We start from the raw sequence: 12,593 nt of genomic DNA on the forward strand, positions 1-12,593 counted from the left end.
CTCCTGGTGGGTGCGGACCTTGGTCCGCACGCTTTGTGCCCGATGTGCGGACCAAGGTCCGCACCCACAGTTTATTCTGCTTGCCCCTGCACAGATTGTTCTGCCGGCCCCTGCGCGGCCTGCACGTCCGGGTCGGCGCTGGGCGCCGACAGCCCCACCTGTGGGCCGGCCCCGGCCAGCGCGGCGGCTTCGGCCGCCTGGGTCATCACCACGATGCTGATGCGGCGGTTGATCGGGTTCTGCGGGTCGGCCTTGTCGAACAGCACCGACGAGGACAGGCCAACCACACGGGTGATCTTGCTGTCCTCCAGGCCACCATCGATCAGCGCACGCCGCGCGGCGTTGGCGCGGTCGGCGCTCAGTTCCCAGTTGCCGTAGCCGCGTGCGGCCGAATAGGCGGTGATGTCGGTATGCCCGGTCAGGCTGATCCGGTTCGGCACGTGGTTCAGGTACTCGGCCAGCTCGTGCAGGATCTGCTGCGTGTACGGTTTCAGCGTGGCGCTGCCGAGGTCGAACATCGGCCGGTTCTGCTTGTCCACGATCTGGATGCGCAGGCCTTCCGGGGTCAGGTCCAGCAGCAGCTGGTCCTTGAACGGCTCCAGCGCCTGGCTCCTGCTGATCGCCTCCTGCAGTTCCTTCATCAGCTGCTCGAGCTGCTGCTTGTCCCGCTGCTGCTGGTCCACCGGCTGCGGCACCGCCTCCTTCTGGTTCTGGAAGGGGTCGTTGCTGTTGCCGCGGGAGACGTCGGTGGCGCCGCCCAGCTTGATCATCGAGGTGCTGGCACCGCCCGGGCCGGCCATGCCGGGGGCGGGGGTGGCGCTCTTGCCGCTGAGCGGGCTGGGGTTGCGGAAGTACTCGGAAATGGCCGCGCGCTCGGGCTTGCTGGTGCTGGCCATCAGCCACAGCACCAGGAAGAAGGCCATCATCGCGGTCACGAAGTCGGCATAGGCCACCTTCCACGAGCCGCCGTGGTGGGCGGCGTGGCCGCCCTTCTTGACCCGGCGGACGATGACGGTGGGCTTGGTCTCGGCCATGGCTTACTTGACCGTCTTCAGGTGCTGCTCGAAATCGGAGAAGGCCGGGCGCACGTTCGACGGCAGCGTCTTGCGGGCGAATTCCAGCGCGATCTTCGGGTTGTAGCCGCGCAGGCAGGCCAGCAGGGCCGTCTTCACCGACTCGTAGATGCGGCTGTCCTGCTCGGCACGGGCTTCCATCGCCGCCGCCATCGGGCCGACGAAGCCGTAGCCCAGCAGGATGCCAAGGAAGGTGCCGACCAGTGCGCCGGCCACGTGGCCGCCGACCTCGACGATGTCACCACCGATCGAGCCCATGGTGATGACGATGCCCAGCACCGCGGCGACGATGCCGAAACCGGGCAGTCCGTCGGCGACCTTGGTCAGCACCTGCGACGGCGCCATGGCCTCGGCATGGTGCTTTTCCAGCTCCAGTTCCAGCAGCGGCTCCAGCTCGTGTGGCTCGATGTTGCTGCCGATCATCAGGCGCAGGCAGTCGGTGATGAAGTCGATCAGGTGGTGGTCGGCCTGCACCTTGGGGTAGTTGCCGAACAGCGCGCTTTCGGCCGGACGCTCGACATGGTCTTCCAGCGCCATGAAGCCTTCGCGGCGCGCCTTGTTGAGCAGTTCGTACAGCAGGCTGAGCACATCGATGTAGTCCTGCTGCTTGTAACGCGGGCCCTTGAACACGCCGACCATGGCCTGCAGGGTCTGCTTGACCGTCTTGGCCGGGGTGCCGACCAGGAACGCGCCCAGTGCGGCACCGCCGATGATGACCAGCTCGTAGGGTTGCCACAGCGCCCCCAGCCGACCGTGTGCGCCGAGGTAGCCGCCCAGCACGCTGATGATGACGACCAGGAATCCAACGATGATGAGCATGGCGCGACGCAAGGAGCGGGGATATCTCCTTGTCGGCCCATCACCTGGTTTTCTGAAGAGGGAATTCTGTGAAATCGGTCGGCGGGGTGTTTCAGCCCGCCACACCGGCCTCCGCACCGCCACGCCGCAGCGGATCAGGCCACGGCTCGCCATTGCCGGTGAACGAAAGTGAGACCGAGTTCAGGCAGTGGCGCTCGTAGGTGGGCGGCGGGCCGTCCGGGAACACATGGCCCAGATGGCTGCCACAGCGGGCGCAGGTGATCTCGGTGCGGACCATGCCGTGGCTGGTATCGCGGATCTCGCGCACATGCGCCGGGTCGAACGGGGCGAAGAAACTGGGCCAGCCGGTGCCGGAATCGAACTTGGTGCTGGAGCGGAACAGCGGCAGCGCGCACAGCCGGCAGCAGTAGACGCCCTCGCGCTTGTTGTCGAGGAAGACCCCGCAGAACGGCGCTTCGGTGCCGTGCTGCAGCAGCACGCGGCGCTCCTCGCTGCTGAGGCCGGCAATCAGCGCCTCGGTCTGGGTGGCGGTGGGGGGCGTCAGGTCGAAGGCAGTCATGCCGGCTCTCCGTGGGTGATGGCCTGGGGATGCCTGCGGAAATGGGGGTGGCGGCGAGGCCTTGCAAGTGTGATGGCCGTTCATGGCCGGCACACAGGGGCAGGCGCAAGGTGAACACGATCCACGCCGGAGCGTGCCATGAAACCGAACTCTTCCCTGCTGCTGATCGCCCTGCTGCCCGCGCTGGCGCTGGCCCAGGTACCGACCGCCGATCCGACCGCTACCCGCAGCACCACCACCGTGGCACCTGCGCCGGTGGTGCCGCCGCCGCAAGCGGCCCGCCCGCAGCCCCAGGTGCTGCCGTCACCGCAGCCGGCGCAGCCGATCCGGTCCACCGGCCCGGCCCAGGTTGCCCCGGCACCGGCGCCGAAGCCGGCCGACAAGGTCTACGACCGCAACGGCCGCATCGTCCCCGGTGTGCGCCCGGCCGGTCCCAATCGTGTCTTCGATTCGCGTACCGGCCGCTATTACGACAGCGTGCCGCAGGGCGACGGCCAGCAGATCCGCTAGCGCCGCGCTGCACGGCGGAGTGGCTGAACGCACGAAAACAACCGCGTGCGGATCACTGCTTTTTCGCCTGCGATTAACCGTTGCGGGACCACTTTGGCGGTGCGCCGGCATCCCGTCGTCGCATGTCCTTCGTCATTGGATCGCGATCATGAAAAACCAGCAGAACCGTCATCCCGGCAAGGAACCGCAGGGCCGCAACCCGCAGCAGCAACAGCAACAACAACAGCAGCAGATGGATCAGCAGCAGCCGCACAAGGGCGGCAAGCAGCAGGAGCAGCGCTCGCAGAAGCACCCTCAGCAGCGCTGACGGGCCCGGGGTCGGATCCCGCATTGCGGGCTCTGGCCCCAACCGCGTTGAGCCCTCAGTCCGGAATCGGCAGGCTCAGCGTCTCCTTCACTTCTTCCATCACGATGTAGCTCTTCGATTCGCGCACATGCGGCAGGGTCAGCAACGTGCTGCCAAGCAGCTTGCGGTAGGAGGCCATCTCGCTGATCCGCGCCTTCAGCAGGTAATCGAAGTCGCCCGACACCAGGTGGCACTCCAGCACGTTGGGCAGCTTCAGCGCCGCACGCCGGAATTCCTCGAAGATGTCACCGGACTTGTAGGCCAGGCTGATCTCCACGAACACCAGCAGGCTGGCCTTCACCGCCGCCGGGTCGAGGTGGGCGTGGTAGCCGGTGATCACCGCTTCGCGTTCCAGCCGGCGCACGCGCTCGGTGCACGGGGTGGTGGACAGGCCGACCCGCTCACCCAGTTCGGTGAAGGAAATGCGGCCCTCGGCCTGCAGGATGCGCAGGATCTTGCGGTCGATCTTGTCCAGTTCGCGGGTACGGGTGGCCATGGCCGTCAACCTTGGGGAATGAATTGCAGGAGAACATCCTGCCGGTTGATTTCAAATCAGGCAAATCAACTGGTATTGGCTGTCTATACTTCCCCAATTATGGTCCCGGCACGCTCCAGTGCAGGGAATGATCGGGTTGGAGAAGTCCCATGCGAGTCCTAGTTCTCGGCAGCGGCGTGATCGGCACCACCAGTGCCTGGTACCTGCGACAGGCCGGGTTTGAAGTCACGGTCATCGACCGCCAACCCGGTCCGGCGCTGGAAACCAGCTTCGCCAATGCCGGGCAGCTGTCGTTCGGCTACACCTCGCCGTGGGCAGCGCCGGGCGTGCCGAAGAAGGCGATCGGCTGGCTGTTCGAGAAGCACGCGCCGCTGGCGATCAAGCCGGGCATGGACCTGGCCCAGTACCGCTGGCTGTGGCAGATGCTGCGCAACTGCACCCATGAGCGCTACGCGATCAACAAGGCGCGCATGGTGCGCATGTCCGAGTACAGCCGCGACTGCCTGAACGAGCTGCGCGCGCAGATCGGCATCGAGTTCGAGGGGCGTGACCTGGGCACCACCCAGCTGTTCCGCACCCAGCAGCAGCTGGATGCCTCGGCGCAGGATATCGAGATCCTCGCCCAGTACGGCGTGCCGTACGAAGTGCTGGACCGCGCCGGCATCATCCAGGCCGAACCGGCCCTGGCCCATGTCGATGGCCTGGTCGGCGCGCTGCGCCTGCCGCGTGACCAGACCGGCGACTGCCAGCTGTTCACCCGCCGCCTGGCGCAGATGTGCGTGGATGCCGGCGTCGAGTTCCGTTTCGACCAGGACATCACCGGACTGGCGTTGGAGGGCGACCGCATCAGCGGCGTGCGCATCGGCGGCACGCTGGAAACCGCCGACCGCTTCGTGGTCGCGCTGGGCAGCTACTCGCCCGCGCTGGTGGCACCGCTGGGCATGCGCCTGCCGGTGTACCCGCTGAAGGGCTACTCGCTGACCCTGCCGATCACCGATCCGGCGATGGCGCCCACCTCGACCATCCTTGATGAGAGCTACAAGGTGGCGGTGACCCGTTTCGACGACCGCATCCGCGTTGGTGGCATGGCCGAGGTTGCAGGCTTCGACCTGTCGCTGTCGCAGCGCCGTCGCGAAACCCTGGAGCTGGTGGTCAGCGACCTGTACCCGAAGGGCGGCGACCTGTCGCGTGCGCAGTTCTGGACCGGCCTGCGCCCGGCCACGCCGGACGGTACGCCGGTGATCGGCGCCACCCCGTTCCGTAACCTGTACCTCAATACCGGCCACGGCACCCTGGGCTGGACCATGGCCTGCGGCTCGGGCCGCTACCTGGCCGACCTGATGAGCGCGCGCCAGCCGCAGATCAGCACTGAAGGCCTGGATATTTTCCGCTATGGCCAGTACGGTCACGCGCCGCAACACGAGAACCGCACATGCGTCCTGCCCGCGCGCTGATCGATCTGGGCGCTCTGCGCAGCAACTACCGTCTCGCCCGTGAACTGGGCGGTGGCAAGGCCCTGGCGATCATCAAGGCCGATGCGTATGGCCATGGCGCGGTGCGCTGTGCCCAGGCGCTGGAAGGCGAGGCCGATGGCTTCGGCGTGGCCACCATCGAAGAGGCGCTGGAACTGCGCCAGGCCGGCATCCGCGCGCCGATCCTGCTGCTGGAAGGCATCTTCGAACCCAGCGACATGGCGCTGGTGGCCGAGCATGATTTCTGGTTCGCGGTGGGCTCATCGTGGCAGCTGGAGGCATTGGTTGCCTTCGACAGCCCGCGCCCGTTGACGGTGTGGCTGAAGCTGGACAGCGGCATGCATCGCCTCGGCCTGGATGTGGACAGCTTCCGCGCCGCGCATGCACGCCTGTCGGCGCTGCCGCAGGTCGAGCACATCGTGCTGATGACCCATCTGGCGCGTGCCGACGAGCTGGACAGCGAGCGCACCCACGAACAGGCCGCGACCTTCGCCCGCGCCATCGACGGCCTGTCCGGCGAGACCAGCGTGTGCAATTCGCCGGCGCTGCTGGGCTGGCCGGATGTGCGCAGCGACTGGGTGCGCCCGGGCCTGATGCTGTACGGCGCCAACCCGCTGCCGGAGGCCTCGGAGATCACTGCGCGGCTGCGCCCGGTGATGACCATGCAGTCGAAGGTGATCGCCGAGCGCTGGATAGAGGCCGGTGAACCGGTGGGCTATGGCGCCCGCTTCGTGGCGAAGTCGCGCACCCGCGTGGGTGTGGTCGCGCTGGGTTACGCCGACGGGTATCCGCAGTTCGCCCCGAACGGTACCCCGGTGCTGATCGACGGCCAGCCCGGTGGCCTGATCGGGCGCGTGTCGATGGACATGTTGACCGTGGACCTGACCGCGCATCCGCAGGCAGGGATCGGCAGTGTCGTGGAACTGTGGGGTACCGCGCCGACGTTGTCCGAACTGGCACCACGATGTGGCGTAAGTGCCTATCAGCTGCCGTGTGCGGTCAAGCGCGTGGCGCGCGTATATCAGGACTGAGGTGATGCCGGCCAGCGGCCGGCACTATCTGGATGCCTGGCGCGGTGAATGCGTGTCGACCAGGGTCGACACCTGCCAGAGCCAAGCGCGGCGCGGTATTACCGCGCTGCGGTCGCCTGGCTGGTCAGCTGACGCTTCACCCAATCATCGATCAGGCGCTTCTCGTAACGCAGCGGATCGCTTTCGCTCCTCAGCCCCAGGTTGTGCAGGTAGCCGCTGTCGCTCAGCTTGGCTTCGCCCTCGTCGACGATGCGGCCGCTGGCATCCTTCAGCGTGTACTGCAGGGTGATCCGCGGCGGATAGATGTCGCGCATGATCCGGATGTCGCTGCCGCGCGGGCCGTGCCAGGGCTCATAGTCGCCAGCACGCTTGATGTCGACCAGGGTCACGTCCAGGGTCTGCCCGGACTGCAGCGGCTTGGCCGCCGTGGTCTGTACGTATCGGGCCAGCTGCTGCACCCAGTCGCCACGTTCGGCTTCGAAGCGGTTGGTGCTGCGGCGGAGTTCGGTGAAACCGGCCGGATCGTCCCACTTCACGCTGACCGGGCCATCGGCCTGCAGTGCGCGCGGGGCCTGCGGATCGGTGACGGTACGCGGCGCGGCGTTCGCGGCGCCGGCCATGAGGGCGCCTGCCAGCAGCAGGGCGGTGGCCAATGTGCGGTTCATGACGGTCTCCTGCGCCCCTTCGATGGGGACGGTTCTGTCTATGGATCGAGTGTGATCCCGCTTCCGGGCCACCGCAACGGCCGATCGCGTTATGCGCAAGAGCGGTTGCCGCCAATTCATCGTCGTCAACCCTGACTGACGGCGCTTGACGCTGTGAATACGCTCTCTGGAAGATGCTGTGTCTCCAATCAGGCCCGTCCAGACGCCCTTGTCCACACTGCCGCCCCTAGTGGAGCGCCCACCGTTGATGGTGCCGGCGCCCGAACCCGACCTGCATCATGGCGTGCTTGAGCGCATCAACGCCGGCTTCTGCGTGATCCAGGTGCTGTTCGAGGGCGATCGTGCGGTCGACTATCGCTTCATCGAGGTCAACGACGCCTTCGAGCGCCATACCGGGCTGAAAGACGTACGCGGCCAGCGCATGAGCCTGCTGGAGCCGAACCACGAGGAAGACTGGTTCCGCATCTACGGCGAGGTCGCCCGCAGCGGCCGCCCGGCGCAGTTCGAGATGGAGGCTCGCGCGCTGGGCCGTTCGTTCGCCGTTGATGCGGTGCGCGTGGGCCGGCCGGGCGAAGACAAGGTCGGCATCCTGTTCTTCGACATCACCGCGCGCAAGCAGATGGAAGTGGAACTGGGCGAGAGCGAAGCCCGCTTCAGCGCGCTGGCCGATGGCCTGCCGATGCCGGTGTGGGTGCTGGACGAGCGCGGCCACGCCCGTTTCGTCAACAGTGCCTTCAGTGAGTTCTTCGGTGGTGACGAGACGCGCGTGCCGGAAGACGTGTGGCGTGGCCTGGTCCATCCGGATGACGCCTCGGTGTTCGAGTACGAACTGCAGGAGGCGCTGAAGGCGCAGCGTTCCATGCATGCCCTGGTACGTGCGCGTCGCGCCGATGGCCAGTGGCGCTGGCTGGAGATGAACGCCCGGCCGCGCTTTTCGCGGATGGGCCGTTTCATCGGCCTGGCCGGCAGCAGCCCGGACGTGACCGAACGCCGCGAGATCGAGCTGGCCCGCGAGGAACTGCTGCAGTCCGAGCGCGCCGCGCGCAGTGCCGCGGAAAACATGGCGCGGCTGAAGGACGAATTCCTGGCCACGCTGTCGCACGAGCTGCGCACGCCGCTGACCACCATCCTGGGCTGGAGCGAGTTGCTGCTGCAGCGCGTGGACAACACCAGCCCGCTGTACAAGGGCCTGAACGTGATCGCCAACAGCGCCGGTGCGCAGAAGCGGCTGATCTCGGACATGCTCGACCTCAGCAGCATGCTGCTGGGCAAGGTGCAGCTGGAAGTGGAAGTGCTGGACCTCAATCTGCTGCTGGGCGAAGCCATCGGCGCACAGGAACTGGTGGCCGAAGGCAAGGCGCTGGACGTCCACCTGCAGCTGCCCGAGCAGCCCAGCCTGGTGCTGGGCGATGCCACCCGCCTGCAGCAGGTGCTGTGGAACCTGCTCTCCAACGCCATCAAGTTCACCCCGGCCGAAGGCCGCATCGATCTGCAGCTGCAGGCCGACGGCAACCACTGGGTGATCACCGTGCATGACACCGGCGACGGCATTGCGCCTGAGTTCCTCCATCACCTGTTCAGCCGTTTCCGCCAGGCCGATGGCACCACCACGCGCCGCTACGGTGGCCTGGGCCTGGGCCTGGCGATCGTGCAGCAGCTGGTCGAGCTGCATGGCGGCACCGTGACCGCTGCCAGCGAAGGCCACGGCCACGGCGCCACCTTCACCGTGCGGTTGCCGCAGCACATTCCCGATGCCGAGCGCCGTCCCCTGCGCGAAGTGATCAGCGGGCCGATCCTGGAGCCGGTGATCGTCGAGCCGTATCCGCTGCGCGGCATGCACGTGCTGGCGGTGGAAGACCAGCCGGAAGTGCTGGAGTACCTGCGGCGCATGCTGGAAGAGCAGGGCGCCAGTGTCTCCGCGGCCAGCTCGGCCGGCGAGGCGCTGGCGCTGCTGGCCGATACCGGCCACCTGCAATACCACGTGATGCTGACCGACATCGGCATGCCGGGCATGGATGGCTATGGCCTGGTGCGCACGCTGCGCGAGGACATGGGCGTGGATGCGGCGACCCTGCCGGCGGTGGCGGTGACCGCGCTGGCGCGCGCCGATGACCGCCGCCGTGCCCTGGCGTCAGGCTTCCAGGAACACGTGGCCAAGCCCTATTCGGTGGCGCAGCTGGTGGCTGCCGTGCGCAAGGTGCAGGTGCCACGCGCAGACAGCGCGCTGCACTGAGCATTCACGGCCGATCGGCGACCCTGCATGCAGGAGGTCGCCGATGTCCCGCATAGCTCCCCGCATCCATACCGATCCGGCGCAGATCGCGCGCCTGGAAGCCCTGTTGCCACAGCTGGAAGGTGAGACGCAGGTGCAGCTGACCCTGCATGACGGTCGCCGCCTGCTGGGTACCGTGGCGGTGAAACCCACGCTCCAGCAGTACCGCAACGATGCTGGCGATGAAGGCAGCAATGGCCAGCTGCGCCTGGATGACTACGACACGCCGGTGCAGCAGCACCACGTCTGGCTGGATGAGATCGCCAGCGTCGACCGTCTGCCACCCAGGGCGCCCTGATCCGGTGCAGCGCCGAGCCCTCGCTCGGCGCTACCGCCCGAGCATGGGCCCGGGCGCTACACGGATGTCAATGCTCGAACAGTGTCGGCGTCGCCTCGAACCGGCGCGCATAGGCGCGTTCTTCCGCCACCCGGGCCACTTCTTCATCGGCCAGGTCGGGCGCGCCGTACACCGCATAGGCCACACTGCCGTCGGCGCCATGGCCGACCTGGTGCAGCCGGTAGCGCGAGTGGCCGCCGCCGGTGTCCTCGGGGTAGTGCACGGGCGGATGGCTGCCTTCCAGGTCCATTTCATTGTTGTCGACCACGCCACCGACGAACAAGGCTCGCATGCAGGTTCTCCTGGGTTTGCGGGGGAGCCTCTACCCTGAACGTTTCAATGTTGCTGGCACATCAAGGCCCCGTTCGGGTTTCGCAAAGTGGTCCGCCGGGGCCGGACCGGCCAAGCCGGTACAATGGACGGCCCTCACGCTTGAAGTACCCGCGCCGATGGCCTCCAGCGACGACGCTCCCCTGCAGACCCTGTTCCTGCCGTTCTCCCAAGGCGCCCTGCGCTGGCCGGAGGGCCCGGCGGCCTTCCTGCGTGCCCGCGACGGCTGGCCGTTGCGCGAAGCGGCGGGCAACCGCGAGGTGCACTGCGAGCAGAGCTTCGCCCCGTTCGCACAGCCGCTGCAGCAGGCCGCCGGCTGGACCGTCAGTGGCCAGCTGGATGATGTGGCCGGCAAGGGCCGCTACCCGCTGGTGCTGGTGCTGCCGCCGCGCCAGCGCGAAGAGGCCCGTGCGCTGTTCGCCCGCGCGCTGGCGCTGGTGGCCGACGGCGGTCGCATCGTGGCCTGCCAGTCCAACAACGAAGGCGCGCGCTCCGGCGAAGGCGACCTCAAGCAGCTGACCGGCCTCGGCGGCAGCCTGACCAAGAACCATTGCCGCGTGTACTGGACCGCGCCGATGCAGGGCCAGCACGATGCCGACCTGGCCAAGCGCTGGTCGGCGCTGGATGCGGTGCGCCCGATCGTCGGCGGCCGTTTCCTCAGCCGCCCGGGCGTGTTCGCCTGGGACCGCATCGATCCGGCCTCGGCATTGCTGGCCGAGCACCTGCCGGCCGACCTGGCCGGGCGTGCCGCCGACCTCGGAGCCGGTTATGGCTACCTGTCGCGCGAGCTGCTGGAGCGCTGCCCGAAGATCACCGCGCTGGACCTGTACGAGGCCGAGCAGCGCGCGCTGGCCCTGGCCGAACTGAACCTGGCGCCGCCGCCACGCCCGCTGCCGCTGCGTTTCCTGTGGCGTGACGTCACCGCCGGCATCGAGCCGGGCTACGACGTGATCATCAGCAACCCGCCGTTCCACACGCCGTCGCGGGCCGACCGCCCGGACATCGGCCAGCGCTTCATCGCCGTGGCCGCGCAGGCGCTGCGCCCGGGCGGGCGGCTGTACGTGGTGGCCAACCGCCACCTGCCGTACGAGCACACCCTCAACGACAGCTTCGGCGCGGTGCGCGTGGTTGCCGAGCGTGACGGTTTCAAGCTGGTTGAAGCGGTGAAGGGGAAGGGCCGATGAAACTGGTCAAGCACATCGCCAACCTGGGCTATGGCAGCCGCAAGCAGGTGCAGTGGATGTTCCGCGAAGGCCGCGTCACCGACGCCGACGGCGAAGTGCTGTACGCCGATGATCAGGTGCCGCACGAGGCGATCCGCGTTGACGGCGAGCCGCTGGACCCGCCGGTGGGGCTGTCGATCGCGCTGCACAAGCCGGCCGGCTACACCTGTTCGACCAAGGACACCGGCCGCCTGATCTACGACCTGCTGCCGCCGCGCTTCCGCGACCGTGACCCGGTGCTGTCCACGGTCGGCCGCCTCGATCGCGAGACCAGTGGCCTGCTGCTGCTGACCGACGATGGTGGCCTGCTGCACCGGATCATCTCGCCGAAGTCGAAGCTGCCCAAGGTCTACGAAGTGGAACTGAGCGACGACCTGCGCGGCGATGAAGTGGCCCTGTTCGCCAGCGGCACGCTGATGCTGGAGTCCGAGAAGACGCCCCTGCTGCCGGCTGAACTCGAGGTGCTGGACGCGCGCCGCGCGCGCCTGGTACTGCACGAAGGCCGCTACCATCAGGTGCGCCGCATGTTCGCCGCCACCGGCAACCACGTGCAGGCCCTGCACCGCAGCCGCGTTGGCGGGCTGGACCTGCAGGGGTTGGCCGAAGGGCAATGGCGGCAGCTCACTTCAACTGACCTGGATACGTTGTTCGCTCCATGACCACCATCGCTGCGCTGCCGTTCCTGCCCGACGCCGTCATCTTCGACATGGACGGCCTGATGATCGACAGCGAGCGGGTCGCACTGGCCTGCTGGAGCGAGGCCGCCGACGAATTCGGGCTGGGCCTGGACGAAGCGGTTTTCCTGCGCATGGTCGGCCTCGGTGACCGCGATACGCACGCACTGCTGCGCGCGCAGGGCATCGAGGACAGCGTGATCGAAGCGGTCGCGGTACGCTGCCATGACCTGTACGAAGCACGCACGCAGACCGGGCTGCCGCTGCGGCCGGGCATCCTGGAGCTGCTGGAACTGCTGAAGGCGCACGCGATTCCGCGCGCGGTGGCGACCACCACGCGGCAGCCGCGCGCCAACCGCAAGCTGGCCGCGGCCGGCCTGCTGCCGTACTTCGATGCGGTGATCACCAGTGGCGACGTGGCGCGGCCGAAGCCTGCGCCGGATATCTATCTGTTGGCCGCGCAGCGGCTGGGCCAGGCACCGGAGCGCTGCCTGGCGCTGGAGGATTCACCGGCCGGTACGCGCGCCGCATTGGCGGCCGGCATGACCGTGATCCAGGTGCCGGACCTGGTGCATCCTGACGAAGAACTGCGCGCACTGGGCCACCGCATCGTCGGCTCGCTGGTGGACGCGCACGCACTGCTGCTGCCGCTGCTGCCGAAATAAGGTGGGTGCCAACCGCCCCTGACGGTGGGTGCCAAGCTTGGTTGGGACACTTCACTGCTCTGGTGGGTGCCAACCTTGGTTGGCACTGAGCCGAGCATGGCTCGGCTCTACATTTGTGGGT

At 67.8% G+C, this 12,593-nt stretch carries 15 protein-coding genes; 9 read left to right on the forward strand and 6 right to left on the reverse strand.

Annotated elements, in window-relative coordinates:
* Positions 1–71: 71 nt before the first annotated feature.
* From motB to msrB, 3 genes are all read right to left on the reverse strand, one after another.
* Positions 72–1,034 carry a flagellar motor protein MotB gene (gene motB, locus N440_RS00095; protein ID WP_133933691.1) on the reverse strand — a complete coding sequence of 321 codons (963 nt, stop codon included), beginning with the start codon at positions 1,032–1,034 and terminating at the stop codon, positions 72–74.
* Between the two features lie 3 nt (positions 1,035–1,037).
* Positions 1,038–1,892: a flagellar motor stator protein MotA gene (gene motA / locus N440_RS00100; RefSeq protein ID WP_008264562.1), complete on the reverse strand. Its 855-nt coding sequence runs from the start codon at positions 1,890–1,892 to the stop codon at positions 1,038–1,040.
* Between the two features lie 91 nt (positions 1,893–1,983).
* Positions 1,984–2,451, reverse strand: coding sequence for a peptide-methionine (R)-S-oxide reductase MsrB (gene msrB / locus N440_RS00105; protein WP_004153995.1), 468 nt, complete (start codon positions 2,449–2,451; stop codon positions 1,984–1,986).
* Between the two features lie 138 nt (positions 2,452–2,589).
* Here msrB and N440_RS00110 point away from each other — a divergent pair, with 138 nt between their 5' ends.
* On the forward strand, positions 2,590–2,961 hold the full coding sequence (locus N440_RS00110) for a classical arabinogalactan protein 4 (protein ID WP_133933692.1): 372 nt from the start codon (positions 2,590–2,592) through the stop codon (positions 2,959–2,961).
* A gap of 148 nt (positions 2,962–3,109) precedes the next feature.
* A complete protein-coding gene (locus N440_RS00115) occupies positions 3,110–3,268 on the forward strand; it encodes a lana protein (RefSeq protein ID WP_133933693.1) in 159 nt (52 codons plus the stop codon).
* Positions 3,269–3,323: 55 nt separating this feature from the next.
* On the opposite strand, the gene N440_RS00120 is transcribed toward N440_RS00115, so the two are convergent.
* Complete coding sequence (locus tag N440_RS00120) at positions 3,324–3,803, reverse strand: Lrp/AsnC ligand binding domain-containing protein (protein ID WP_004140558.1); 480 nt, start codon at positions 3,801–3,803, stop codon at positions 3,324–3,326.
* 149 nt (positions 3,804–3,952) lie between these two features.
* On the opposite strand from N440_RS00120, the gene N440_RS00125 reads away from it, so the two are divergent.
* Positions 3,953–5,257, forward strand: coding sequence for a D-amino acid dehydrogenase (locus N440_RS00125; RefSeq protein ID WP_133933694.1), 1,305 nt, complete (start codon positions 3,953–3,955; stop codon positions 5,255–5,257).
* Positions 5,236–6,306 carry an alanine racemase gene (gene alr, locus N440_RS00130; protein WP_133933695.1) on the forward strand — a complete coding sequence of 357 codons (1,071 nt, stop codon included), beginning with the start codon at positions 5,236–5,238 and terminating at the stop codon, positions 6,304–6,306. The genes N440_RS00125 and alr overlap by 22 nt, the downstream gene beginning before the upstream one ends.
* A gap of 98 nt (positions 6,307–6,404) precedes the next feature.
* Here the strand turns inward: alr and N440_RS00135 are convergent, their stop codons facing one another.
* The gene (locus N440_RS00135; protein WP_133933696.1) at positions 6,405–6,971 is read right to left on the reverse strand and encodes a DUF3016 domain-containing protein; all 567 of its coding nucleotides are present in this window, start codon (positions 6,969–6,971) and stop codon (positions 6,405–6,407) included.
* A gap of 247 nt (positions 6,972–7,218) precedes the next feature.
* Between N440_RS00135 and N440_RS00140 the strand changes: the two genes are divergently transcribed.
* Both N440_RS00140 and N440_RS00145 read left to right on the forward strand, forming a co-directional pair.
* Entirely contained in the window at positions 7,219–9,204 is a 1,986-nt protein-coding gene (locus N440_RS00140; protein ID WP_243831265.1) for an ATP-binding protein, read from the forward strand.
* Positions 9,205–9,247: 43 nt separating this feature from the next.
* Positions 9,248–9,541: a DUF3247 family protein gene (locus N440_RS00145; protein ID WP_133933697.1), complete on the forward strand. Its 294-nt coding sequence runs from the start codon at positions 9,248–9,250 to the stop codon at positions 9,539–9,541.
* Between the two features lie 67 nt (positions 9,542–9,608).
* On the opposite strand, the gene N440_RS00150 is transcribed toward N440_RS00145, so the two are convergent.
* Complete coding sequence (locus tag N440_RS00150; protein WP_133933698.1) at positions 9,609–9,872, reverse strand: hypothetical protein; 264 nt, start codon at positions 9,870–9,872, stop codon at positions 9,609–9,611.
* A gap of 157 nt (positions 9,873–10,029) precedes the next feature.
* Between N440_RS00150 and N440_RS00155 the strand changes: the two genes are divergently transcribed.
* Genes N440_RS00155 through N440_RS00165 form a run of 3 tightly spaced genes read left to right on the forward strand, consistent with a single transcriptional unit; the run spans position 10,030 to position 12,472 of the window.
* A complete protein-coding gene (locus tag N440_RS00155; protein ID WP_133933699.1) occupies positions 10,030–11,094 on the forward strand; it encodes a class I SAM-dependent methyltransferase in 1,065 nt (354 codons plus the stop codon).
* Positions 11,091–11,792: a pseudouridine synthase gene (locus tag N440_RS00160; protein WP_133933700.1), complete on the forward strand. Its 702-nt coding sequence runs from the start codon at positions 11,091–11,093 to the stop codon at positions 11,790–11,792. Before N440_RS00155 ends, N440_RS00160 begins: the two co-directional genes overlap by 4 nt.
* Positions 11,789–12,472: an HAD family phosphatase gene (locus N440_RS00165; RefSeq protein ID WP_133933701.1), complete on the forward strand. Its 684-nt coding sequence runs from the start codon at positions 11,789–11,791 to the stop codon at positions 12,470–12,472. The genes N440_RS00160 and N440_RS00165 overlap by 4 nt, the downstream gene beginning before the upstream one ends.
* The last annotated feature ends 121 nt before the right edge of the window (positions 12,473–12,593 follow it).

Origin of the sequence: Stenotrophomonas sp. CC22-02 (genome assembly GCF_004365115.1) — a bacterium.
GTDB lineage: Bacteria > Pseudomonadota > Gammaproteobacteria > Xanthomonadales > Xanthomonadaceae > Stenotrophomonas > Stenotrophomonas forensis.